This is a genomic window from Streptomyces sp. NPDC056224, assembly GCF_042267665.1.
Lineage (GTDB): Bacteria > Actinomycetota > Actinomycetes > Streptomycetales > Streptomycetaceae > Streptomyces.
The window spans coordinates 41491-64790 of sequence record NZ_JBHJTK010000015.1 but is presented as its reverse complement, the minus strand read 5'-3'; the positions used below and the strand labels follow the sequence as shown (position 1 = coordinate 64790).

The 23300-nt window shown below is 73.4% G+C and carries 21 protein-coding genes; 14 read left to right on the top strand and 7 right to left on the bottom strand.

Annotated features, from left to right (window positions below):
* Position 1: 1 nt before the first annotated feature.
* Together ACFCZ1_RS19485 and ACFCZ1_RS19480 are read right to left on the bottom strand one after the other, a co-directional pair.
* The gene (locus ACFCZ1_RS19485; RefSeq protein ID WP_376679505.1) at positions 2-802 is read right to left on the bottom strand and encodes an ABC transporter permease; all 801 of its coding nucleotides are present in this window, start codon (positions 800-802) and stop codon (positions 2-4) included.
* Complete coding sequence (locus ACFCZ1_RS19480; protein ID WP_376679504.1) at positions 799-1779, bottom strand: ATP-binding cassette domain-containing protein; 981 nt, start codon at positions 1777-1779, stop codon at positions 799-801. Before ACFCZ1_RS19480 ends, ACFCZ1_RS19485 begins: the two co-directional genes overlap by 4 nt.
* A 73-nt stretch (positions 1780-1852) precedes the next feature.
* Between ACFCZ1_RS19480 and ACFCZ1_RS19475 the strand changes: the two genes are divergently transcribed.
* Entirely contained in the window at positions 1853-2581 is a 729-nt protein-coding gene (locus ACFCZ1_RS19475; RefSeq protein ID WP_376679503.1) for a TetR/AcrR family transcriptional regulator, read from the top strand.
* 75 nt (positions 2582-2656) lie between these two features.
* Here the strand turns inward: ACFCZ1_RS19475 and ACFCZ1_RS19470 are convergent, their stop codons facing one another.
* Positions 2657-3784 (bottom strand): type ISP restriction/modification enzyme, encoded by a 1128-nt coding sequence (locus ACFCZ1_RS19470; protein WP_376679580.1) that lies wholly within the window; start codon positions 3782-3784, stop codon positions 2657-2659.
* A gap of 162 nt (positions 3785-3946) precedes the next feature.
* Here ACFCZ1_RS19470 and ACFCZ1_RS19465 point away from each other — a divergent pair, with 162 nt between their 5' ends.
* A complete protein-coding gene (locus ACFCZ1_RS19465) occupies positions 3947-4108 on the top strand; it encodes a hypothetical protein (protein WP_376679502.1) in 162 nt (53 codons plus the stop codon).
* A 62-nt stretch (positions 4109-4170) separates the two neighbouring features.
* Here ACFCZ1_RS19465 and ACFCZ1_RS19460 read toward each other — a convergent pair whose 3' ends face one another.
* Together ACFCZ1_RS19460 and hmgA are read right to left on the bottom strand one after the other, a co-directional pair.
* Positions 4171-4920, bottom strand: coding sequence for a GntR family transcriptional regulator (locus ACFCZ1_RS19460; protein WP_376679501.1), 750 nt, complete (start codon positions 4918-4920; stop codon positions 4171-4173).
* A gap of 93 nt (positions 4921-5013) precedes the next feature.
* Positions 5014-6366 (bottom strand): homogentisate 1,2-dioxygenase, encoded by a 1353-nt coding sequence (hmgA, locus tag ACFCZ1_RS19455; protein ID WP_376679500.1) that lies wholly within the window; start codon positions 6364-6366, stop codon positions 5014-5016.
* A 151-nt stretch (positions 6367-6517) separates the two neighbouring features.
* On the opposite strand from hmgA, the gene ACFCZ1_RS19450 reads away from it, so the two are divergent.
* From ACFCZ1_RS19450 to ACFCZ1_RS19415, 8 genes are all read left to right on the top strand, one after another.
* On the top strand, positions 6518-8689 hold the full coding sequence (locus tag ACFCZ1_RS19450; RefSeq protein ID WP_376679499.1) for a right-handed parallel beta-helix repeat-containing protein: 2172 nt from the start codon (positions 6518-6520) through the stop codon (positions 8687-8689).
* Between the two features lie 226 nt (positions 8690-8915).
* Positions 8916-9692, top strand: a complete 777-nt coding sequence (locus tag ACFCZ1_RS19445; protein ID WP_376679579.1) for a hypothetical protein — start codon at positions 8916-8918, stop codon at positions 9690-9692.
* 565 nt (positions 9693-10257) lie between these two features.
* Positions 10258-11559 carry a hypothetical protein gene (locus tag ACFCZ1_RS19440; protein ID WP_376679578.1) on the top strand — a complete coding sequence of 434 codons (1302 nt, stop codon included), beginning with the start codon at positions 10258-10260 and terminating at the stop codon, positions 11557-11559.
* A 41-nt stretch (positions 11560-11600) separates the two neighbouring features.
* Entirely contained in the window at positions 11601-12221 is a 621-nt protein-coding gene (locus ACFCZ1_RS19435) for a TetR family transcriptional regulator (protein WP_376679577.1), read from the top strand.
* 358 nt (positions 12222-12579) lie between these two features.
* Positions 12580-14937 (top strand): molybdopterin oxidoreductase family protein, encoded by a 2358-nt coding sequence (locus tag ACFCZ1_RS19430; RefSeq protein WP_376679498.1) that lies wholly within the window; start codon positions 12580-12582, stop codon positions 14935-14937.
* A 73-nt stretch (positions 14938-15010) separates the two neighbouring features.
* Positions 15011-16531 carry a CitMHS family transporter gene (locus ACFCZ1_RS19425; protein ID WP_376679497.1) on the top strand — a complete coding sequence of 507 codons (1521 nt, stop codon included), beginning with the start codon at positions 15011-15013 and terminating at the stop codon, positions 16529-16531.
* 98 nt (positions 16532-16629) lie between these two features.
* Complete coding sequence (locus tag ACFCZ1_RS19420; protein WP_376679496.1) at positions 16630-18042, top strand: aldehyde dehydrogenase family protein; 1413 nt, start codon at positions 16630-16632, stop codon at positions 18040-18042.
* Between the two features lie 45 nt (positions 18043-18087).
* Entirely contained in the window at positions 18088-19167 is a 1080-nt protein-coding gene (locus ACFCZ1_RS19415; RefSeq protein WP_376679495.1) for a Zn-dependent alcohol dehydrogenase, read from the top strand.
* Positions 19168-19352: 185 nt separating this feature from the next.
* On the opposite strand, the gene ACFCZ1_RS19410 is transcribed toward ACFCZ1_RS19415, so the two are convergent.
* Complete coding sequence (locus ACFCZ1_RS19410; RefSeq protein WP_376679494.1) at positions 19353-20000, bottom strand: TetR/AcrR family transcriptional regulator; 648 nt, start codon at positions 19998-20000, stop codon at positions 19353-19355.
* 76 nt (positions 20001-20076) lie between these two features.
* Here ACFCZ1_RS19410 and ACFCZ1_RS19405 point away from each other — a divergent pair, with 76 nt between their 5' ends.
* The 3 genes from ACFCZ1_RS19405 (at position 20077) to ACFCZ1_RS19395 (ending at position 22277) form a co-directional block, all read left to right on the top strand.
* Positions 20077-21228 (top strand): acyl-CoA dehydrogenase family protein, encoded by a 1152-nt coding sequence (locus tag ACFCZ1_RS19405; RefSeq protein ID WP_376679493.1) that lies wholly within the window; start codon positions 20077-20079, stop codon positions 21226-21228.
* 60 nt (positions 21229-21288) lie between these two features.
* Positions 21289-21579: a YiaA/YiaB family inner membrane protein gene (locus ACFCZ1_RS19400; RefSeq protein ID WP_376679492.1), complete on the top strand. Its 291-nt coding sequence runs from the start codon at positions 21289-21291 to the stop codon at positions 21577-21579.
* A gap of 62 nt (positions 21580-21641) precedes the next feature.
* Positions 21642-22277 (top strand): TetR/AcrR family transcriptional regulator, encoded by a 636-nt coding sequence (locus tag ACFCZ1_RS19395; RefSeq protein WP_376679491.1) that lies wholly within the window; start codon positions 21642-21644, stop codon positions 22275-22277.
* Positions 22278-22284: 7 nt separating this feature from the next.
* On the opposite strand, the gene ACFCZ1_RS19390 is transcribed toward ACFCZ1_RS19395, so the two are convergent.
* A complete protein-coding gene (locus ACFCZ1_RS19390) occupies positions 22285-22746 on the bottom strand; it encodes a MaoC family dehydratase (protein ID WP_376679490.1) in 462 nt (153 codons plus the stop codon).
* 108 nt (positions 22747-22854) lie between these two features.
* On the opposite strand from ACFCZ1_RS19390, the gene soxR reads away from it, so the two are divergent.
* Complete coding sequence (gene soxR / locus ACFCZ1_RS19385; protein WP_376679489.1) at positions 22855-23298, top strand: redox-sensitive transcriptional activator SoxR; 444 nt, start codon at positions 22855-22857, stop codon at positions 23296-23298.
* Positions 23299-23300 lie beyond the last annotated feature (2 nt).

Here is a 23300-nt window from a genome sequence, read left to right as displayed (position 1 = left end):
GTCAGCCCGTCGCGCCCCGGGCGAACCGACGGGTCGCGAGCGGCACGAACAGCACGAGCAGCAGCGCGGACCACAGCAGCGTCCCGGCCACCGGATGCGCGGCCGGCCACGCGGCGCCCGCCGCGGCTTCGGCCGCCCCGCCGCCGACGTTTCCGCACATCTCACGGACGGCGGTCGCGACGGCGCTGATCGGATTCCACTCGGCGACCGTACGCAGCCACCCGGGCAGCCCGGCGGTCGGCAGGTATGCGCTGGACAGCATCGGCAGGACAAAGGTGGCGCTGCCGAGCTGCCCCGCGGCCTCCTCGCTCCTGCTCAGCAGGCCGAGGTAGGTGCCCACCCACGCGGTGGCGAAGCGGAACAGCAGCAGCAGGCCCAGGGCGCCGAGCGCGCCCGGCAGGCCGTTCTCGACGCGCCAGCCCATCGCCAGCCCCACCAGCATCAGGGGCACCATGGAGACGCCGGTGGTGAGCAGGTCCGCGGCGGTCTGCCCGAGCGGGACGGCGCTGCGGCTCATCGGCAGGGTCCGGAAGCGGTCCATCACCCCGCGGTGGGCGTCCTGCGCGGCGGTGAACATGCCCGTCATCAGGCCGTTCGCGGCGGTCGCGGCGAGCAGTCCGGGAACCAGGAACTCGCGGTACTCCGCACCCGGCATGGCGAGCGCGCTGCCGAAGACGTAGCCGAAGAACAGCAGCATGGTGATCGGCATGGTCTGGGTGAGGATCAGCAGCGCCGGGGCGTGCCGGGCCTTCTGGAGCTGACGGGTGAGGACGGCTCCGCCGTCGGACAGTACGGTGCTCATGCAGCGTTCTCCTTCTGGGCCACAGGCTCCTTCCGGGCCGCGGGCATGCGGGTGAGGCGCAGGAAGACCTCGTCGAGGGTGGGCGGGCGCAGGCTCGCGTCGGTGACCGGGACCCCGGCCGAGTCGAGCGCGCGGACGATCCGGGGCAGGGTGAGGCCGGGGTCGATCACGGTGACACCGACGGTGAGCCGTTCCTCGTCGAGCGCCGGCCGGCCGCCGGTGAGCCGGTCCAGCACGACGGCCGCGCCGGACAGTGCCTCGCGCGCGGCGACGGCGACCTCGGCGTAGGCGCCGATCAGGGCCTTCAGTTCCGCGGGGGCGCCGGTGGCGACGGCCCGGCCCCGGTCGACGACCACGACGTCGTCGGCGAGCCGGTCGGCCTCCTCCAGGTACTGGGTGGTCAGCAGCACGGTGGTGCCCTCGGCGGCGAGGTCCCGTACCGCGCTCCAAATCTGCTCGCGGGCGGCCGGATCCAGGCCGGTGGTCGGCTCGTCCAGGAAGAGCACGCGGGGTCGGGTGATCAGCCCGGCGGCCAGGTCCAGGCGCCGCTTCATACCTCCCGACCAGGTGCCGGCCACCCGGTCGGCGGCCTCGCCGAGCCCGAAGCGCTCCAGCAGTCCGTCGGCGCGGTCCCGGCCCGCGGAGCCGCGCAGTCCGGCGAGGCGTGCGAAGAGGCGCAGGTTCTCCCGGCCCGTCAGATCCCCGTCGACGGAGGCGTACTGGCCGGTGACCCCGATGGCGCGGCGGACGACCCCGGGGTCGCGGGTGACGTCGTGGCCGGCGACGAGGGCGCGGCCGCCGGTGGGTGCGGTGAGGGTGGTGAAGATCCGAACTGCGGTGGTCTTGCCCGCGCCGTTGGGGCCGAGGAGACCGCAGACGGCGCCCTCCGGCACGGCGAGATCGAGGCCGCGCAGGGCATGGACCTCCCCGTAGCTCTTCTCCAGACCTTCACTAAGTACAGCGTACGTAGTCGTCATGCGCCGCACCCTACCGCACTACGTACGGCGTACGTAACTAAGATGGTGGCGAGACGACGAGGTGATCTGAGCGATGACTGCCGGCGGCCGACCCGCTGAACCCGAAGTGATCTGGGCCCGCCCGCAGCGGGCCGGCCGCGGACCCAGGCCCGCGCACAGCCGCGAGTCGATCGCCGCCGAGGCGGTGCGGATCGCCGACGAGGAGGGGATCGAGTCCGTCTCCATGCGGCGCGTGGCGGCCGGGATCGGCGCCGGGACGATGTCGCTGTACAACTACGTACCGCGCAAGGAGGACCTGTACGAGCTGATGGTCGACGCGGTCAGCGGGGAGTACGAGTTCACCGCGCCGACCGGCGACTGGCGGGCCGACCTGCTCGCGCTGTCCCGCCAGACGCGGGCGCTGATGCACCGGCACCCGTGGCTGCCCCGGCTGCTGAGCCCCGTCCACGGCTTCAGCCCCAACGCCCTGCGGTACCTGGAGCACAGCCTGGAGTGCCTGGCGCCGCTGGAAGCGGCGGACGGCGAGAAGCTGGAGCTGATCGCCGCGGTCAACGGCACGGTGTCCGCCTACGTGGCGGGCGAGCTGGCGCTGGCCGAACGGGCCCGGGCGCTGCCCTGGAGCGAGGCCGAGGAGCAGGGCGTACGGGCGGCGTGGATCGGCTCGCGGCTGGCCACCGGGCAGTACCCGCGGCTGGCGGCGGCCCTCACGGGCGGCGCCGCGCCCATCACCGGAGCGGGGCCGGATCTGGCCGCGGCGTTCGACCGCTCGATGTCGCGGCTGCTGGGGGCGTGGGGGCCGTAACCTCCCGTCCGGCGGCCGGGTCGGGCCCGGGGGCCGACTTCGGGGCCGACTTCGGGGCCGGCTCCGGGGCTGGAGTCAGAGCAGGGCGAACTGTCCGCCCGGGCCCTCCTCCTGGTGGTCCAGGACCGAGGCCGGGCGCCTGGCCCAGCGCGGCGGCGGCAGCACCCCGGCCGCGCTCAGCTCGCCGGCGGACAGCCCGGGGCCCGGCTCGAACGCGGCCCGCTCCGGGGCCAGGTCGGCCAGCAGCGCCAGGGTCGTGACCAGGGCCAGCAGCTCCGAGGTCCAGGCCTGCGGCCAGGCGGCCGGGCCGAGCGCCTCCAGCCCGTCGGCGGCCGGGGCGCGGTGCGCGCCGCGGGCGGCGAGCCAGGCCTCCAGCACCCGCACGCCCCGCACCTCGTACTCCCACGCGCCGGCCGGTACGGGGGACACGGTCCCGCCGCCGAGGCTCAGCGTCTCGCTAGCGGGGTCGTACGCGAGCTCGCGCGGCCACGCCGCCAGTGCCGAGCGGACGTACGGGCGGCGCCCGCCGGGCAGCCGGGGCGGGTCCCCGCCGCGGGCCCCGCGCAGCTGGACTCCGAGCAGCCGGTGGCCCAGCTCCAGCCCGGCCCGCCAGCGCTCCGGGTCGGCGGTGAGCGGGACCTCGTACCCCCGCGGCCCGGGGCGGCCCGCCGCGAGGATCCAGCACAGTACGTCCCCGGGGGCGGCCCAGCCGCCGTACCGCTCGCCCAGCAGCGGCAGCAGGCCGGGGGCGAGATTCGGCTCGGCGCCGCCGGGGCGCCGGTGCAGCGGGCGGATCCGGCCCAGCCGGCCCGCCGGGAGGTGCGCGGTGACCAGCAGGTCCGGGGTCTCCACGGCGAACAGCTGGTGCTCGTCCAGGACCCGCCAGAGCTCCGGGCGGGCCGTGTCGATGAGCCGCTGGTCGGGCAGCAGCCACTGCTCGTCGAACGGCTCCCGCAGGACCCGTACGGGCTCGGGGCACGGGCCGGGCGCGTCGGCGAAACGGGCGGTCGTCGAGTGCCGGCCGGGGCCGGGCAGCGCGGCGGCCCCGGCGGCGGGCGTACGGCTGCGGCTCGGGCGGAACAGCCGCTCCCGCTCGCCCGCCTCGGCGCCGGTCAGGGCCGCCCAGCGGGTGCGCAGGGCCGCCGGATCGGGCGCGGCCACCCAGTCCCGGCCCAGGCGCAGGCTCCCCACGCTCCAGGGCATCAGATCGTCCAGCAACGGTACGTCTTCGCTCACGCCGCCGATGGTAGCGACGGGGTCCGGCGGCCGGGCCGGGTCCAGACCGAAGCGCTACGCTCCTTATGTAGGCATACCTCTTATATAGGCATACGTCGCATGCGTACCGTATCGACCGAGGAGACGGTCATGAGTCAGTACGACGAATACTCGACTCCTTCGCAGGCCGAGGGCGAGCGGCTCGAAGAGGACATGGACGAGGCCCAGCGCAAGCAGCGGCACCCCCAGACGATGCGGACGACGCCGTCCCAGGCGGAGGGCGAGCGCACCACGGAGGAGGACGAGAAGTAACGGTTACCGGCTACTGGCTACTGGCTACCGGCAGCCGGTAACCACTGTCGCGGGTGTCGCCCTCAGTGCGCGTCGACGGTCACCGTGAAGGAGAACCGGTCGCCGCGGTAGCGGATCCTCGCCACGTCCACCACCCGGCCGTCCTCGTCGTAGGTCACGCCCGTGTAGTGCAGGATCGGGCTGAGCAGCGGGACCTGGAGCAGCTCGGCCGTCTCCGGGTCGGCAAGCCGGGCCTCCACCGTGTCCGTGATCCGGCTGATGCGCACCCCGACGACGTCCCGCAGGACCTTCGTCATCGGCCACCGTTCGAGATCGGCCAGGTCCACCGCCCCGGCGAACTCCGGAAGGACCGCGTTCTCCACCCAGTTCGTCGGCTCGCCGCTCGCGCGGTCATGCCGCAGCCGGCGGTAGGTGACCACCTCGGGCGTGTCCGGGAAGTGCGCCAGCAGCTCCCCGGACACGACGGTGCGCCCGTGGCCGAGAATCGTCGTACGGTCGCCCGACTGCTGCGCCACGATCGCGTCGACCGAGCCCAGCAGCCGCACCGGAGCGCCGCGCAGCGCGCCCGGCTCGATGAAGGTGCCGCGCCGCCGGTGCCGGCTGATCAGGCCCTCGCCCTCCAGCTCCTTGAGCGCCTGCCGCATGGTCAGCACGCTCACCCCGTAGTGCTCGGCGAGCTGCTCCTCCGTGGGCAGGCGCAGCGAGGCGTCCGGGGTGCGCCCGAGTATCGAGGCGCGCAGGGACTGCGACACCTGGTACCAGAGGGGCAGTTTCCGGTTCAGCACCAGGGAGTCGGGGGCGAAGGCGGTCACGGGTGGTTCTCCGTACGGCTGGACGGGGCGGCCTGCGGCGGGCTGCGTGCGCCTGCGGCGTGCGGTGGCGCAGGCGAGCGTACGCAGCGAGGGTCAGGCGCGGAAGTGGCGCTGCAGACCCTGCCACACGTCGTCGTAACCGCGCTGGAGGTGATCGGCGCCGGCCGCCTGGGCGGTGGCGGTGATCGGCCAGCGGGTCTCGAACATGAAGGCCAGGCCGTCGTCGATCTTCTGCGGCTTGAGCTCGGCGGCGCTGGCCCGGTCGAAGGTCTCCCGGTCCGGGCCGTGCGCGGACATCATGTTGTGGAGCGAGCCGCCGCCCGGCACGAAGCCCTCGGCCTTGGCGTCGTAGGCGCCCTCGATCAGGCCCATGTACTCGCTCATCACGTTGCGGTGGAAGTAGGGCGGGCGGAACGTGTCCTCGCCGACCAGCCAGCGCGGGGCGAAGACCACGAAGTCGACGCCCGCCAGCCCGGGGGTGTCGGAGGGCGAGGTCAGGACCGTGAAGATGGACGGGTCGGGGTGGTCGTAGCTGATCGAGCCCAGGACGTTGAAGCGGCGCAGGTCGTAGACGTACGGCACGTGGGTGCCGTGCCAGGCGACGACGTCGAGCGGTGAGTGGTCGTAGGTGGCCGACCAGAGGTTGCCGCAGAACTTGTTGACCACCTCGGTCGGGCGCTCGCTGTCCTCGTACGCGGCGACCGGGGCACGGAAGTCCCGTGCGGCGGCGAGGCCGTTGGCGCCGATCGGGCCCAGGTTCGGCAGCTCGAAGGGCTGGCCGTAGTTCTCGCACACGTAGCCGCGGGCGGGGGCCCCGGCGTCGGTGTCGGCGTCCAGGAGCTCGACGCGGAAGCGGACGCCGCGGGGGACGAGGGCCATCTCGCCCGGCCGGACGGAGAGCAGGCCGAACTCGGTGCGCAGGAGCAGTCCGCCGCGCTCGGGGACGATCAGCAGCTCGCCGTCGGAGTCGCTGAACACCCGGTCGGTCATGGAGGCGTTGGCGGCGTAGAGGTGGATGGCCATGCCGGCCCGCTGGGCGGCGTCACCGTTGCCGCCGAGGGTCCACAGGCCGGCCAGGAAGTCGGTGCCGGGGGCGGGGTCGGGCAGCGGGTTCCAGCGGAGCCGGTTGGGGTCCGCCGCGGCCTCGGTGAAGGGCGCGCTGCGCAGGGCGCCGTTGTCGATCCGGGCGAAGGGCGGGTGCGCGGCCGAGGGGCGGATCCGGTAGAGCCAGGAGCGGCGGTTGTGGGTGCGCGGTTCGGTGAAGGCGGAGCCGCTGAGCTGCTCGGCATACAGGCCCAGGGGCGCGCGCTGGGGCGAGTTCCGGCCGAGCGGCAGCGCGCCGGGGACGGCCTCCGAGCTGTGCTCATTGCCGAAGCCGGTGAGGTACTCCAGCGCCTCCGCCGTCTTCCAGGCCTGCTCGCTGCCGTTGCCGGCCTGCTCGCTCATGTGCTGCTCCCACTCCGTCGAAGGAATCCTATGGGTGACAGTAGGATTCCGCGGCCCGCGCGTCAACGGTGCTCTTCGCGGAAGTGCCCCTCGCGACGGATTCGCGCAGAGGGGGATCCCAAAAGATGAACATTGCTCTACTCTCACGCGCATGTCGTGGACCCGCAGGTTCCCTGCCGTGCCGGCGGCGCTCCTCGCCGCCCTCCTCGCTTTCCTGTCCCTCCTCGCCGCCGCGCCCGCCGCCCGCGCGCACGAGGAGCGCCCCGTCACCCTCCCCGACGGCTCCGGATCCGTGCCCGAGTACCGCAGGGCCGAGCCCGACCTGGTGGTGTGCAAGACGGACCGCCCCGACTTCGAACGCCGGATATCCGCCTTCCCGGAGGAGCTCAGACAGCGCAACCTCGCCCTGTACGAGCGGTGCGAGAAGAGCGGCTACCGGCACCTCCAGGAGGCCGTCGACGCCGTCGACCGGCCGGGGGTGAACATCGCGATCCTCCCCGGCCTGTACGAGGAGGAGCCCTCGCTCGGGGCGCCGACGGGGGAGTGCGCGGACCTGAAGGCCCCGAACTCCTCGCTCGGCTACCAGATCCTGACCTACGAGCAGCAGGTGGCCTGCCGCCACAACCAGAACCTCGTCGCCATCCTCGGCAAGACGAACCTGCAGATCGAGGGCACGGGCGCGTCCCGGCTGGACGTGATCGTCGACGCCAAGTACCAGAAGCTCAACGCCATCCGGGCGGACAAGTCCAACGGCGTCTACTTCCGCAACTTCACCGCCCAGCGCACCACCTTCAACTCGCTGTACGTGCTGGCGGGAGACGGGTTCGTCATCGACGACGTGCTGACCCGGTGGAACGACGAATACGGCTTCCTCACCTTCGCCAGCGACCACGGGCTCTACAAGAACTGCGAGTCGTACGGCAACGGAGACTCCGGCATCTACCCCGGCAGCGCCTCCAACATCAACGACGGCCGGGGCTACGAAGTGCCCCGCTACTCGATCGAGATCACCGGCTGCCACAGCCATCACAACATGGTCGGCTACTCCGGTACCGCGGGTGACTCGGTCTGGGTGCACGACAACGAATTCGACCAGAACATGGGCGGCGCCTCGATGGACAGCGCCTTCCCCGGCCACCCCGGACTCCCGCAGAACCACGCCAAGTTCGAGCGCAACCTCATCCACGACAACAACCAGGACTACTACGGGTACGTGGCCGACGGCACCTGCGCCAAGCCGCCGGCCGAGCGCGGCTACGAGCGCGGCGTCGTCTGCCCGCAGATCTCCATGCCGCCGGGCACCGGCATCATCACCGCCGGCGGCAACTGGAACATCTACGAGAACAACTGGGTGTACGGCCACCAGCGCGCGGGCTTCTTCCTCAGCGCCGTCCCCGCCTTCATCCGCGGCGAGGAGAAGTGGTCGAAGCAGACCGACACCTCCCACCACAACCGGTACGCCGGAAACACCATGGGCAAGGACAAGTCCGGAGCGGCCCGCCCCAACGGCATGGACGTCTGGTGGGACGGCCAGGGGCGCGCCAACTGCTGGCAGGACGGTCCCGACGGCTCCACCCCGGGCACCGTGCCGCAGTGCGGGGACGCGCGGGGAGACGTCACCCGGGCGTCGGCCCGCCTGGTCGGCGAACCGGTGAAGCTGGTCCAACTGCTCGTCTGCGCGGACTACAGCGTCCAGGCGCGCAAACTCCCGGCCGGCTGCGACTGGTACGGCGCCCGCGGTCTGGAGCGCGTGGAGACCCAGATCGCGCTCGCCGTGGCGGGCGTGCTGCTCCTGGTCGGCGGGGTGCTGTGGTGGCGCCGCCTGCGCGGCTCGCGCCTGGGTACGGCGGCCTCGCTCCTGGGACTGGCGGGCCTGGCCCTGGACGTGGCCGGCTCCACGACCGGGCTGGTCCCCACCTTCGTCCCCGCACTGGCGCTCCTCCTCCTCGGACTGTGGTGGACGGGCGTCGGACTCACCCTGCGCCCCACCCGCCCCTGGCTGGCCCGCCTGACCCTGGTGCTGGCCGGGCTCACCCTGCTGGACGCCTTCGACAAGGCGGTCCTGATGATCCCCTGGACGCCCCTGAGCCCCGCCTGGGTACGGGCCCTGGTCGCCGTCGTCTGGATCCTGTGGGCCGTCGTCGCCTCGGCCCGCCCCGGCACCCCGGCCCTGCCCTCCGGCCCCGGCGGCGACCCGGCGGGCGACCGCGAGCCGGTTCCGGCCGGCCCCGCACCGGCCGTGCGCGCGGCAGCCCCGGCACCCCCGCCCGCCGGGGACGCCCCGGACGCCGCACCGGACCGCGCCCCGGAAGCCACGCCGTGACCGCCGCTCCTGCCGCCCCGGCCCCGGCCTGGGCCCCGACGCGGGCCCCGGCCATAGGAGGTCAGCCGTGACCGACCGCCCCGACGACCGCCCCGAGGACCGCATCGGGTACGGCGCCTGCGGTGCGCCGCCCGGCCCGCCCAGTCCGCCGGGCCCGCCCGTCCCGCCCAGTCAGCCCGGCGGACCGCGCCGGACCGCCCGCACCGCCGCCCTGCTCGCCCTCACGATGCTGCTCGCATCCGGAGCGGCGACGGGCTGCGGCGGGCGGGCCACCACCCACCACAAGCCCGGCACCACCCACGAACAGGCCTCCGGGAGCACCGGCACCCTGCTCACCAGCGACGACGGCGCCGGCCACCGGCTCCGCGAGGTCCCTGCCGAGGGCGCGCCGGAGGTGAGTCTCACCGCCCGCCCGGACTCCGTGGACGGATGGAACCTCCAACTGGCGGTGAAGAACTTCCGCTTCACCCCCGACAGCACCGGCGGCGCCGCTCTCCCGGGCGCCGGCCATGCCCACCTGGAACTCGACGGCCGCAAACTGGCCCGACTGTACGGCCCGTGGTTCCACCTCCCCGCCGCACAGGTCCCCGAGGGCGCGCACACGCTGACCGTGCGCCTGTACGCGGACGACCACACCGCCTGGGCGGTGTCCGGCAAGCCGGTCGAGGGCGCGATCCCGCTCACCGCCGCCGCGGGCCGGCCGGGGGAGCACAGCCACGGCGACGCCCCGCCACAGCCGGCCGACCGGACGGTCACCGTCACCGTCCGCGACGGCAAGGTCAGCCCCGCCCCCGGCCGCACCGAGCTGCGGCGCGGGGAGCGGGTCGCCCTGCGCGTCACCAGCGACCGCGCGGACACCCTGCACGTCCACGGCTACGACAACGAACTCGCCCTGCCCGCAGGCCAGGAGGCCACCCTGATCCTGACAGCCGACCGCACCGGCCTCTTCGAGGTCGAAACCCACGAGTCCGCCCTCGTCCTGACCCAGCTCCTCGTCCGATGACCCCGCCCCCGCCCGCGCCCGCGACACGGCGGCCGACGCCGCCACGGCCCGCGATGACGCGGCCGACTCTGTCGCACCTGCGGCTGTCCGCAACGCACCCGCGGCCGACGGCGGCGTCGCACCTGCGGCTGTCGGCGTCGCACCTGCTGCCGACGGTGCCTCCGGCCGGGGCGGGGGCCGTGGCCGTGGCCGTGGTTGGTGCCCAGGCCCCGTGGCCGGCCCCCCGCGAGGTAGCCGCCCGGTCACGCGGCGCCGGGTCCGCCCCCGGGTCGTACCGTCTACGTCCCGCCGGGCCGGGTGGCCCCGCCCGCTGGGCGGGCGACGCTCCTTCGGAGCCGCTCCCGGGGCGGCCCGCCACCGCGGTCGCCCGGACCGCCTCCGCCGGGGGAGCAGCCCAAGGTGCCGCGGCCCGCGCCGGCTCCGCCCGGCCCCCCGGACGCGGGCCCACGTCCGGGATGCCAGGCCGAGGCCTGCGCAGGACACCGCCCCGGGCGGGCCGGTGGTGACCCCCGTCGGGCCGGGCGCCGCCCCGGGCGGCGGCGGCGGTGGCGGCGGCGGCCAGGGCGTGGTCTCCAACCCGGCCGATCCGCTCACCTCGCTCGCGCACGGGATCGGTTCCCAGCACGATCTGCCGATCTCTCCCTTCTACGCCTTCGCCGGTGCCTTCGCCGCGCTCTTCATCTCCTTCCTCGCCCTCGGCCTGCTCTGGTCCACCTCCCGCTTCCACGGCGACCGCTCGGGTCGTGCCCTGCCCGCCGCCCTCCAGCGGGTGGCCGACGCGCCGGCCACCCGCACCACCCTGCGCGGACTCGGGCTCGCCGCCGCCCTCGCGGTCCTCCTCCACCTCCTCCTCGGTCCCGACGACCCCGCACGCAACCCCGCTCCCGGCGCCGTCTACGTCCTGTTCTGGGTCGGACTCGTCCCCGCCTCCCTCCTCCTCGGCCCCGTCTGGCGCCTGCTCAACCCGCTCCGCACCCTGCACCGCCTGCTCCGCCGCACCCGGCGCCGCCCCGGCCCCGACCACCCCCTCCCCCCGCGTCTCGGCCAATGGCCCGCCGCCGCCGGGCTGTTCGCCTTCACCTGGCTCGAACTCGTCGCTCCCGATCCCGCATCCACCACCACCCTCCTCATCGCCCTCACCGTCTACGGCACCGCCCAGCTCCTGCTCGCCGCCCGCTTCGGCGAGGGCTGGTTCGACGACGGAGACGCCTTCGACGCGTACTCCGCCCTCCTGGCCCGCCTCTCCCCCCTCGGCCGTCGCAGCGACGGCCGCCTGGTGCTCCGTAACCCCTTCCACGGACTCGACGCGACACCCGAGCGGCCCGGACTCGTCGCCACCGTCTGCGTCCTGCTCGGATCCACCGCCTACGACGGGTTCTCCGACAACCCTTCGTGGATCAACACCCTGCAGACCTCCCCCCTCGGCCGCACCCCCACGGCCACCCTCGGACTTCTCGCTTCCGTCGCCCTCGTCGCCACCCTGTACTGCCTGTGCGCCGCGGCCACCCGCCTCGTCAGCGGACCGCACCCCCGCCCGCTGACGGCCTTCGCGCACTCACTCGTGCCGATCGCGCTCGGCTATCTCATCGCCCACTACTTCTCCCTCCTGGTAGTCGAAGGACCACGCACAGTCATCATGGCAGTCGGCACTGACAACGCCTCCGGACCCGCTCCGCTCCTGGGTCCCGGCGGCCTCGCCGCCCTCCAGGTCGTCGCCGTCGTCACCGGCCACGTACTCGGCGTCGTCGCCGCCCACGACCGCTCCGTACGCCTCTTTCCGCCCGCGAAGGCGGTGGCCGGCCAACTGCCGCTCCTCGCCCTGATGATCACGTACACCATCGGCGGGCTGAGCCTCCTGCTGAACTGAGGCCGGCGCCCCCGCTCGACAGAGAAGCGAGGAACGGCATGATGGACCCCGTGCCTCCCGCCCACTCCCTGCGCCGCACTCCGATCCAGCAGCGCAGCGCCGACCGGCTCGCCCGGATCCTCGACGCCTGCGCCGAGCTGCTCGACGAGACCGGGTACGAGAACCTCAGCACCCGCGCCGTCGCCCTGCGGGCCGGCGTGCCGATCGGCTCCGTCTACCGCTTCTTCGGCAACAAGCGGGCCATGGCCACCGCCCTGGCCCACCGCAACCTGGACCGCTACGCCGACGGCATCGCCGCCCGGCTCGCCGACCTCCCCGCCACCGACTGGCGGCCCGTCGTCGACGCGGTGCTGGACGAGTACCTGGCCATGAAGCGCAGCGTCCCCGGCTTCGCGCTCGTCGACTTCGGCGTGCCCGCGCCGCCGCCGGACGGCCCGGAGGCCGACCCCAACCACCTGGTCGCGGCCCGTCTCACCGACCTGCTCTGCACCCACCTCGGCCTGACCCCCGAGGCCACCCTGGAGCGGGCCGTACTGGTCGCCGTCGAAGCCACCGACGCGCTGATCCAGCTGGCCTTCCGCACCGACCCGGCAGGGGATCCCGGCATCGTCGCCGAGACCCGGGCGATGATGCAGGCCTACCTCTCCCGCGTGCTGGACTGAGCCCCGCCCGGGCCCGAGCCACGCTCCGGCCGGCCCAGGCCGGGAGGTCCGGCCCCGCGCAGGCCAGCCCGCGCAGGCCGACCCGCGCAGCCGCGCTCCGGCCGCCCAGGCCGTACTCGTCCGGCCCAGGCCGAGGTCCGGCGCCCCGGCACACAGGCCCCGGTCCGGCCGCCCGGCCGCAGACCGCTGTCCGTCCCGCCCCTCGCAAGCCGCGTCCGGGCCGCCGGCCTCCGCCGCCCGGTCGGCCGTTCCGTCTCGAATCCTCCTCCCGCAGACCCCTCCCCACCGTCCCTACCGGTCGGTATGCTCGGTGCCCCCGCGTGCCCGTGCCGCAGCCAGCAGCCCCCAGGAGGGCCCCATGCCCCGCACCGCCCTGCGCATCTGCCCCCTGTGCGAAGCCACCTGCGGCCTCACCCTCACCGTCGAGGACACCGCCGTCACCGGCGCCCGCGGCGACCGCGAGGACGTCTTCAGCCACGGCTTCATCTGCCCCAAGGGCGCAGCCTTCGGAGCGATCGACTCCGACCCCGACCGGCTGCGCGCCCCCCTCGTCCGCCGTGACGGCAAGCTCCAGGAGGCCACCTGGGAGGAGGCCTTCGACGCCATCGCCGCCGCCGTCCCCGCCCTCGTCGGGGAGTACGGTGCGCAGACGGCAGGGGTCGTCCTCGGCAACCCGAACGTCCACACCATGGCCGGCGCCCTCTACCCGCCGCTGCTCCTCAAGGCACTCGGCACCCGCAACCTCTTCACCGCCAGCACCCTCGACCAGATGCCCAAACACGTCTCCAGCGGGCTGCTCTTCGGCGATCCCTTCGCCATCCCGGTGCCCGACCTCGACCGCACGGACTTCCTGCTGCTCCTCGGCGCCAACCCGGTCGAATCCAACGGCTCCCTCTGTACCGCCCCCGACTTCCCCAGCAAGCTCAAGGCCCTGCGTGCCCGCGGCGGCACCCTGGTCGTCGTCGACCCGCGCCGCACCCGCACCGCCCGGCTCGCAGACCGCCACCTCGCGCCGCGCCCCGGCAGCGACGCGCTCCTGCTCGCCGCGCTCGCACACACCCTGCTCGCCGAGAAACTCGCCGCGCCGGGCACGCTGGAGGAACACACCGAGGGCCTCGGGGAACTCGCCACCGCGCTCGCGAGTTTCACTGCTGAGGCCGTAGCCCCCGCCTGCGACCTCACGGCCGCCGAGATCCGCACCCTCGCCCGCGACCTCGCGGCCGCGCCCACCGCCGCCGTCTACGGACGGATCGGCAGCTGCACCGTCGAGTACGGCACGCTCGCCAGCTGGCTGGTCGACGTGCTGAACATCCTCACCGGCAACCTGGACCGGCCGGGCGGGGCTCTCTTCCCGCTGTCCGCGACGGCTCCCGCGCCTCGGCCCGCCCGCCCCGGCAAGGGGTTCGCCCTCGGCCGCTGGTCCAGCCGGGTCAGCGGCCACCCCGAAGCCAAGGGTGAACTGCCCATCGCGGCCCTCGCGGAGGAGATCGAGACCCCGGGCGAAGGGCGGGTACGGGTCCTGATCGCCATCGCCGCGAACCCCGTCCTGTCCGCCCCTGACGGCGACCGTCTCGACCGGGCGCTGGCCGGCCTCGACTTCATGGTCTCCGTGGACCCGTACCTGAACGAGACCTCACGTCACGCCCATGTCGTGCTGCCCCCGCCGCCGCCCTCCCAGAGCGCGCACTTCGACTTCGCGTTCAACGGGTTCGCCGTGCGCAACCAGGCGCGCTTCTCGCCGGCCGTCGTGCCGCTGGACGAGGGGCGGATGGACGAATGCGAGATCCAGGCCCGTCTCGTGCTCGCCGTCTCCGGCATGCACGGCTCCGCCACCCCGGACGCCGTCGACGAACTGGCCATTCGGACCACCCTCGCCAAGGAGACCGCGGACCCCTGCTCCCCGGTACACGGGCAGGACCCGGCGGACCTCGCTGGCCTGCTCGCAGGCGGGAGCGGCCCCGAGCGGCGCCTCGACCTGATGCTCCGACTCGGGCCGTACGGAGACCGGTTCGCCCGTGCTGACGAGGCTGACGACACCGACACCGACACCGACACCGGCACCGGCACCGGCACCGGCTCCGGCTCCGGCACCGGCACCGGCGCGGGCTCCGGCGCGGGCACCGGCGCGGACGCCGAGGGAGAGGCGGCCACGCGCAGGCTCAGCCTGGAGCGGCTGCTCGCGAACCCGCACGGCATCGACCTGGGCCCGCTGCGGCCCCGGCTCCCGGGCGTGCTGAAGACCCGCAGCGGCAGGATCGAGCTGCTCCCGGACCCGATCGCGGCCGAACTCCCCAGGATGCGCGCGGCGCTCGCCGACCGCCCCGCCGCCCTGGTGCTCGTGGGCCGCCGCCATCTGCGGTCCAACAACAGCTGGTTGCACAACGTCCCGGCCCTCACCGGAGGTTCCAACCGCTGCACACTTCAGATCCACCCCCAGGACGCGGACCGGCTGGGGCTGGCCGACGGCGGCCGGGCCAGGGTGACCGCCGACGGCGGCAGCCTGGAGGTTCCCGTCGAGGTCACCGACGCCGTCCGCACCGGAGTGGTGAGTCTCCCGCACGGCTGGGGCCACGACCGCGCCGGGGCGCGGCTCTCGGTCGCCTCCGCCACCCCCGGCGCCAACGTCAATCAGCTGCTCGACGGCACCCGGCTCGACCGGCTGTCGGGCACCGCCGTACTCAACGGCTTCCCCGTCAAGCTCACACCCCTGCCCTGAGCTGGGGTTTTGCTCGTATTGCTCACACGTAGACGTCTTGTTGGCGTAAGGAGGCGGCGCCTACCTTCCCCCCATGCTGACCTTCCTCGGCTTCGCCATGATCGCGACCTTCCTGGTCCTGATCATGATGAAGAAAATGTCGCCCATCGCGGCGCTCGTCCTCATTCCCGCGCTCTTCTGCGTGTTCGCAGGCAAGGGAGCGCACCTCGGCGACTACGTCATCGACGGCGTCGGCAAGCTCGCGCCGACCGCCGCCATGCTGATGTTCGCCATCGTCTACTTCGGCGTGATGATCGACGTCGGCCTCTTCGACCCGGTCGTGCGCGGCATCCTGCGCTTCTGCAAGGCCGACCCGATGCGCGTCGTCGTCGGTACCGCCGTCCTCGCCGCCATCGTCTCGCTCGACGGCGACGGTTCGACCACTTTCATGATCACAGTCTCGGCGATGTATCCGCTGTACAAGCGCCTCGGGCTGAGTCTGGTGGTCATGACGGGCGTCGCGGCCACTGCCAACGGCGTCATGAACACCCTGCCCTGGGGCGGACCCACGGCCCGCGCCGCCACCGCCCTCAAGCTCGACGCCGCCGACATATTCGTCCCGATGATCCCGGCCCTCGCGATGGGCCTGCTGTTCGTGTTCGTCCTGGCGTACGTCCTCGGTCTGAAGGAGCGCCGCCGGGTCGGCCTCCTCACCCTTCCCGCGGACAAGGACAAGGACAAGGACGAGGGCAAGGACAAGGACAAGGACAAGGACAAGGACGCGTACGAGGACACGGGTGCGCAGGAGGTGCGCGCGACGGAGACCGCCGCCGCGCTGGTCGCCGCCGGTACCGGCGCTTCCGCCGGTCCGGCCGCCGGTGTGCCGGGCGCTGCGGCCGACGGCTCCGCCGCCACGGCCGACCGCCATGCCGCGGGCGGCTCCGAGTCCGCCCCCGGCGTCCCCGAGGACGGCTTCCAGGGCCTCGACCCCCATCGCGCCACCCTGCGCCCGCGCCTGTACTGGTTCAACGCCGGCCTCACCATCGCCCTCCTGACCGCGATGATCATGGAGCTGCTGCCCATCCCGGTGTTGTTCCTGCTCGGCGCCGCTCTCGCCCTCACCGTCAACTTCCCGCACATGCCCGAGCAGAAGGCCCGGATCGCCGCCCACGCCGACAACGTCCTCAACGTCGCCGGCATGGTCTTTGCCGCCGCCGTCTTCACGGGCGTCCTCACCGGCACCGGCATGGTCAAGCACATGGCCGACTGGCTCGTCGGAGCCATCCCCGAGGGCATGGGTCCCCACATGGCCCTGGTCACCGGCCTGCTCAGCCTGCCGCTCACCTACTTCATGTCCAACGACGGGTTCTACTTCGGCGTGCTCCCCGTGCTGGCCGAGGCCGGAGCCGCCCACGGTGTCTCCCCGCTCGAAATCGCCCGCGCCTCCCTGGTCGGCCAGGCCCTGCACATGTCGAGCCCGCTGGTTCCGGCCGTCTACGTCCTCGTCGGCATGGCCAGGGTCGAGTTCGGCGACCACACCCGCTTCACCGTGAAATGGGCGGCCCTGACCTCGCTGGTCGTCCTCGCGGCGGGGATGCTTTTCGGCATCATCTGATTCCGGCCGCCCCTGGCGGGCCAAAAACTACCGACGCTAGTTTGTAGGGTGTTCGCGACGTCAGGTCTACGCGCTCGTGCGTGCTCGGGAGGAATGCCATGAAGGCCCACGACGGGATGTACATCGGCGGCGCGTGGCGGCCCGCCGCCGGACGCGACCGGATCGAGGTCGTCAACCCCGCCGACGAACTGGTCGTCGCGGCGGTTCCGGCCGGCACCGCCGAGGACGTGGACGCCGCCGTACGCGCGGCCCGCGCGGCCTTCCCCGGCTGGGCGGCCACGGCTCCGGCCGAGCGCGCCGCGCTGATCGGCGCGCTCCGCGACGTGCTGGTCGCCCGCAAGAGCGAGATCGCCGAGCTCATCACCACGGAGCTCGGTTCCCCGCTCGGCTTCGCGGAGATGGTCCACGTCGGCTCGCCGATCGCCGTGGCCTCCTCCTACGCCGAGCTCGCGGCCTCGTACGCCTTCGAGGAGCGGATCGGGAACTCCACCGTGCTGCTGGAGCCGGTCGGTGTGGTCGGAGCCATCACGCCCTGGAACTACCCGCTGCACCAAGTCGTTGCAAAGGTGGCGCCCGCTCTCGCCGCCGGCTGCACCCTCGTCCTCAAGCCGGCCGAGGACACCCCGCTGACCGCACAGCTCTTCGCCGAAGCCGTGCACGAGGCGGGCATCCCGGCCGGAGTCTTCAACCTGGTGACCGGTACCGGTCCGGTCGCCGGCCAGGCGCTGGCCGCGCACGAGGGGGTCGACCTCGTCTCCTTCACCGGCTCGACCGCCGTCGGCAAGCAGATCGGCGCCACCGCCGGTGCCGCCGTCAAGCGGGTCGCCCTCGAACTGGGCGGAAAATCGGCCAATGTCATCCTGCCCGGGGCGGACCTGGCCAAGGCCGTCGCGACCGGCGTCCGCCACGTCATGAACAACACCGGCCAGAGCTGCAACGCGCTCACCCGCATGCTCGTCCACCGGGACCAGTACGAGGAGGCCGTCGCGCTCGCGGCCGCCGCCGTCGCCACCTACCCCACCGGCGACCCCACCGACTCGGCCACCCGCCTCGGCCCCGTCGTCAACGCCAAGCAGCACGCACGCGTGCGCGGATACATCACCAAGGGCATCGAGGAGGGCGCCCGCCTCGTCGCCGGCGGCCCCGACGCTCCGCACGGTCGGGGCTACTTCGTCGCCCCGACCGTGTTCGCCGATGTCACACCCGACATGACCATCGCCCAGGAGGAGATCTTCGGCCCGGTGCTGTCGATCCTCTCCTACGAGGACGAGGAGGAGGCCCTGCGCATCGCCAACGGCACCGTGTACGGCCTCGGCGGCGCCGTCTGGGCCGCGGACGAGGAGACCGCCGTGGCCTTCGCCCGCCGCATGGACACCGGCCAGGTGGACATCAACGGCGGCCGCTTCAACGTGCTCGCGCCCTTCGGCGGCTACAAGCAGTCGGGCGTCGGCCGCGAGCTGGGTGCGCACGGTCTGGCGGAGTACCTCCAGACCAAGTCCTTGCAGTTCTAAGCTGTCCTGCCCGTTCCGAGCCGCCCCGATCCGGAGAAGACGACCATGGTCCGCGCCGCCATCCTGCCCGCTGTCGGGGCCCCGCTGGAAATACGGGAGATCGTGCTGCCCGATCCCGGTCCCGGGCAGGTCCGGGTCAGGCTGACCGCAGCCGGGGTCTGCCACTCGGACCTCTCCCTCACCAACGGCACCATGCGGGTCCCCGTTCCCGCCGTCCTGGGACACGAGGGAGCGGGTACGGTCCTCGCCGTCGGGGAAGGCGTGACCCACGTCGCCCCCGGCGACGGAGTCGTGCTCAACTGGGCCCCGTCCTGTGGGGAGTGCCACCACTGCTCCATCGGCGAGGTCTGGCTCTGCGCCAACGCGCTCACGGGCGTCGGGGCCGTCTACGCGCACGACGCGCGGGGTACCGAGCTGCACCCGGGGCTGAACGTGGCCGCGTTCGCCGAGGAGACCGTCGTCGCGGCCAACTGCGTGCTGCCCGCGCCCGCCGGGATCCCGCTCGCCGAGGCCGCCCTGCTGGGGTGCGCGGTCCTCACCGGCTACGGCGCCGTCCACCACAGCGCCCAGGTCCGCCCCGGCGAATCCGTCGCCGTCTTCGGTGTCGGCGGGGTCGGCCTGGCCGCCCTCCAGTCCGCCCGGATCGCACAGGCGGGCCCGGTGATCGCCGTCGACGTGTCCCCGGCCAAGGAGGAACTGGCCCGGGCGGCGGGAGCCACCGAGTTCGTGCTCGCCTCCGACACCACTGCCAAGCAGATCCGGTCGCTCACGGGCGGCCACGGCGCGGATGTCGCCGTCGAATGCGTCGGCCGGGCGGAGACCATCCGCGGCGCCTGGGAGTCCACCCGCCGCGGCGGCCGCACCACGGTGGTGGGCATCGGCGGCAAGGACCAGCAGGTCACCTTCCACGCGCTGGAGATCTTCCACTTCGCCCGCACCCTCACCGGCTGCGTCTACGGCAACAGCGACCCCGCCCGCGATCTCCCGGTGATCGCCGGACACGTCCGCGCGGGCCGCCTCGACCTCGGAGCCCTGGTCACCGACCGCATCACGCTCGACGGCATCCCGGCGGCCTTCGACGCCATGCTGGCGGGCAAGGGCGGCCGCTCATTGATCGTCTTCTAGACCCGCCCCGCGTCCCCGCTTGGCGCGGCCCGCCCGGCCGCGGCGCGCCCCGCCCCGGGCCTCCCCGCACCGCGGTCCTCCCGGCCGCGGCGCGCCCCGCCCCGGGCCTCCCCGCACCGGTCTTGCCCGTCGGGGGGCTCCCGTCCCGCGGGCTCCCGTCCCGCGTCGCGGGACGCCGCCCGGCCTCAGGAAGCGTCGCGCGCCAGCGCCTCGTACTGCAGGGACAGCCCGTCCAGCAGAGCCGCCAGGCCCGTTTCGAAGGCGCCCTCGTCCACCTCGCGCTGGCGCTCGGCCAGCAGATGGGCCTGGCCCAGGTGGGGGTAGTCCGCCGGGTCGTAGGCCGCCTCGTCGTCCACGAAACCCCGGGCGAAGGAAGCCACCGCCGAGCCGAGGATGAAGTACCGCATCAGCGCGCCGATCCGGGTCGCGTGCGCGGCCGGCCACCCGGCCGCGGTCATCGCTCCGAACACCGCGTCCGCCAGCCGCAGGCCCGCCGGGCGGCGGCCCGGTCCCCGCGCCAGCACCGGCACGATGTTCGGATGGTCGGACAGGGCGTCCCGGTACGAGTGGGCCCAGGCGTGCAGAGCGCCCCGCCAGTCCAGGCCGCACGTCTCGAAGACCGACAGGTCGACCCGCGCGCTCACCGCGTCCGCCACTGCCTCCAGGATCTCGTCCTTCGTGCGGAAGTGGTTGTACAGGGACGGTCCGCTGACCCCCAGCGCGGCCGCCAGCCGCCGCGTCGAGACCGCCTCCAGCCCCTCCGCGTCGACGAGCGCGGCCGCCGCCTCGACGATGCGGGTCCTGCTGAGGAGAGGCTTGCGCGGTCTGGCCATGCGCCACATAGTAGGCCTGCCCGCCCTAAACTACCGGTGCTAGTTAACGGCCGGACCAGACGCCCGGAGGTGCCCGGTGAACATGGAGCTGAGCGAGGAGCAGGAGGCCGTGCGCCGACTCGCCCGCGAATTCACCGAGCGCGAGGTCGCCCCGTACGCGGCCGAGTGGGACCGCGCCGAGAGCGTGGACCGGGCCATCGTGAAGAAGCTCGGGTCCCTCGGCTTCCTCGGCCTGACCGTCCCCGAGGAGTACGGCGGCTCCGGCGGCGACCACCTCTCCTACGTCCTGGTCACCGAGGAGCTCGGCCGCGGCGACTCCGCCGTGCGCGGCATCGTCTCCGTCTCCCTCGGTCTGGTCGCCAAGACCATCGCGGCCTGGGGCACCGAGGAGCAGAAGCACGCCTGGCTGCCCCGCCTGTGCTCCGGGGACGCACTCGGCTGCTTCGGCCTCACCGAGCCCGGCACCGGGTCCGACGCCGGCAGCCTCACCACCCGCGCGGTGCGCGAGGGGGACTCGTACCTCGTCAGCGGCAGCAAGATGTTCATCACCAACGGCACCTGGGCCGACGTCGTCCTGCTCTTCGCCCGCACCGCAGACGTGCCCGGCCACCGCGGCGTCTCCGCCTTCCTCGTCCCCACCGACACGCCCGGCCTCACGCGGCGCGAGATCCACGGCAAGCTCGGCCTGCGCGGCCAGGCCACCGCCGAACTCGCCCTCGACGGCGTCCGCGTCCCCGCCTCCGCGATGCTCGGCCCCGAGGGCAAGGGCTTCTCGGTCGCCATGTCCGCGCTCGCCAAGGGCCGGATGTCGGTCGCCGCCGGCTGTGTCGGCATCGCCCAGGCGGCGCTCGACGCGGCCGTCTCGTACGCCGCCCAGCGCGAGCAGTTCGGCAAGCCGATCGCCCACCACCAGCTGGTCCAGGAGCTGATCGCCGACATCTCGGTCGACGTGGACGCCGCCCGCCTGCTCACCTGGCGGGTCGCGGACCTCATCGACCGCGGGCAGCCGTTCGCCACCGAGTCCTCCACCGCGAAGCTCTTCGCCTCCGAGGCCGCCGTCCGGGCCGCGGGCAACGCCCTTCAGGTGCACGGCGGTTACGGCTACATCGACGAGTACCCGGCCGGGAAACTGCTGCGCGACGCCCGCGTGATGACCCTGTACGAGGGCACCAGCCAGATCCAGAAGCTGCTGATCGGCCGGGCGCGCACCGGAGTCTCCGCCTTCTGAGTACGCGCATGAGTACCCGTGCGGATGTGGGCCCCGCCACGTCCGCCGGATGCTGTGGCCATGAACGAGACACCGGTCAAGCAGCAGAACACGGGGGCGTACTACGGCCAGGCCGTCGCCTCCTTCGGCGTCGCGCTGAGCGCCGTGGCCGTCGGCATCTACAACCTCGACGCGGACGCGTGGGTGCGGGGCTTCCTCGGCATCGCCGTCCTCTATCTGACCACCTCGGCCTTCACCCTCGCCAAGGTCGTCCGCGACCGGCAGGAGGCGGGCCAGATCGTCAGCAGGGTCGACCAGGCCAGGATGGAGAAGATCCTGGCCGAGTACGACCCCTTCCAGCCGAAGCCCTAAGCGCTTGCTCACCCTCCGGTAAGGTGTTCACTCCGACACGGCGAAGAGGGTGAGTGCGAGCGATGGACAGCGCGGAGGAGACGGTCGGCGGCTACCGGCCGTGGTCGGAGGTCACCCCCGACGCCGCGCGGCGGCTGCTCGTCGCCGCCGTGGACGCGTTCGCCGAGCGCGGGTACCACGCCACCACCACACGTGACATCGCGGGCCGCGCCGGCATGAGCCCGGCCGCGCTCTACATCCACTACAAGACCAAGGAAGAGCTGCTCCACCGGATCAGCCGGATCGGCCACGACAAGGCCCTGGAGATCCTCACCACCGCGGCCGACGGCCCCGGCAGCGCCGCCGAGCGGCTCGACGCCGCCGTACGGTCCTTCGTGCTGTGGCACGCGGCCCACCACACCACCGCGCGCGTGGTCCAGTACGAACTCGACGCTCTCGCTCCCGAGCACCGCTCCGAGATCGTGGCACTGCGCCGGCAGAGCGACGCCGCCGTGCGCCGCATCCTCGCCGACGGGGTCGCGGCGGGGGAGTTCGACGTCCCCGACGTGCCGGGCACCACCCTCGCCGTACTGTCGCTCTGCATCGACGTGGCCCGCTGGTTCAGCGTGGCCGGGCAGCGCACGCCCGACGAGGTCGGCGCGCTCTACGCCGACCTCGTGCTCCGCATGGTGGGCTCGCGCCCCCGGAGCCAGGAGTAGTCCGGAATCAGAAGTAGTAGCGGGACACCGACTCCGCGACGCACACCGGCTTGTCCCCGCCCTCGCGCTCGACCGTGACGGTCGCCGCGACCTGGACGCCGCCCCCGGCCTCCGTGACCTCCGTGATCACGGCGGTGGCCCGGAGCCGCGACCCGACCGGCACCGGCGCCGGGAAGCGCACCTTGCCCGTCCCGTAGTTGATGCCCATCCTCATGCCCTCGACCCGCATGATCTGCGGCACCAGGCTCGGCAGCAGGGACAGGGTGAGGTAGCCGTGGGCGATCGTGGAACCGAAGGGTCCGGTCGCCGCCCGCTCCGGGTCCACGTGGATCCACTGGTGGTCGCCGGTCGCGTCCGCGAAGAGGTCGATCCGCTTCTGGTCCACCTCCAGCCATCCGCTGGGCCCCAGCGGCTCGCCCGTCCCGGCGCGCAGCTCCTCGGCGGACGTGAAGATCCTCGGCTCGGCCATGCCCTGCTCCTGCCTCTCACTCACGGATTGCGCTGGGCGAATAAGCGCTTGCTCAGCATGCTGGGACCGTATGTGTATGTCAACGGACCTCCGGCTACCCTCGGCGGGGTGCCGCAGATTCCCGAGAAAATCCACGAACTCACCGTCGGCCAGCTGTCCGCCCGCAGCGGCGCAGCCGTCTCCGCGCTCCACTTCTACGAGTCCAAGGGCCTGATCAGCAGCCGCCGCACCCCCGGCAACCAGCGCCGCTACACCCGCGACGCGCTGCGCCGGGTGGCCTTCGTACGCGCGGCCCAGCGCGTGGGCATCCCGCTGGCCAGCATCCGCGACGCACTGACCCGGCTGCCCGAGGAGCGCACCCCCAACCGCGAGGACTGGGCCCGCCTCTCCGAGGCCTGGCGCGCCGAGCTCGACCAGCGGATCGCCCAACTCGCGCGCCTGCGCGACCACCTGACGGACTGCATCGGCTGCGGCTGCCTCTCGCTGGAGAACTGCGCACTGTCCAACCCGGACGACGTCTTCGGCGAGGAGCTCACCGGCTCGCGGCTGTAGGC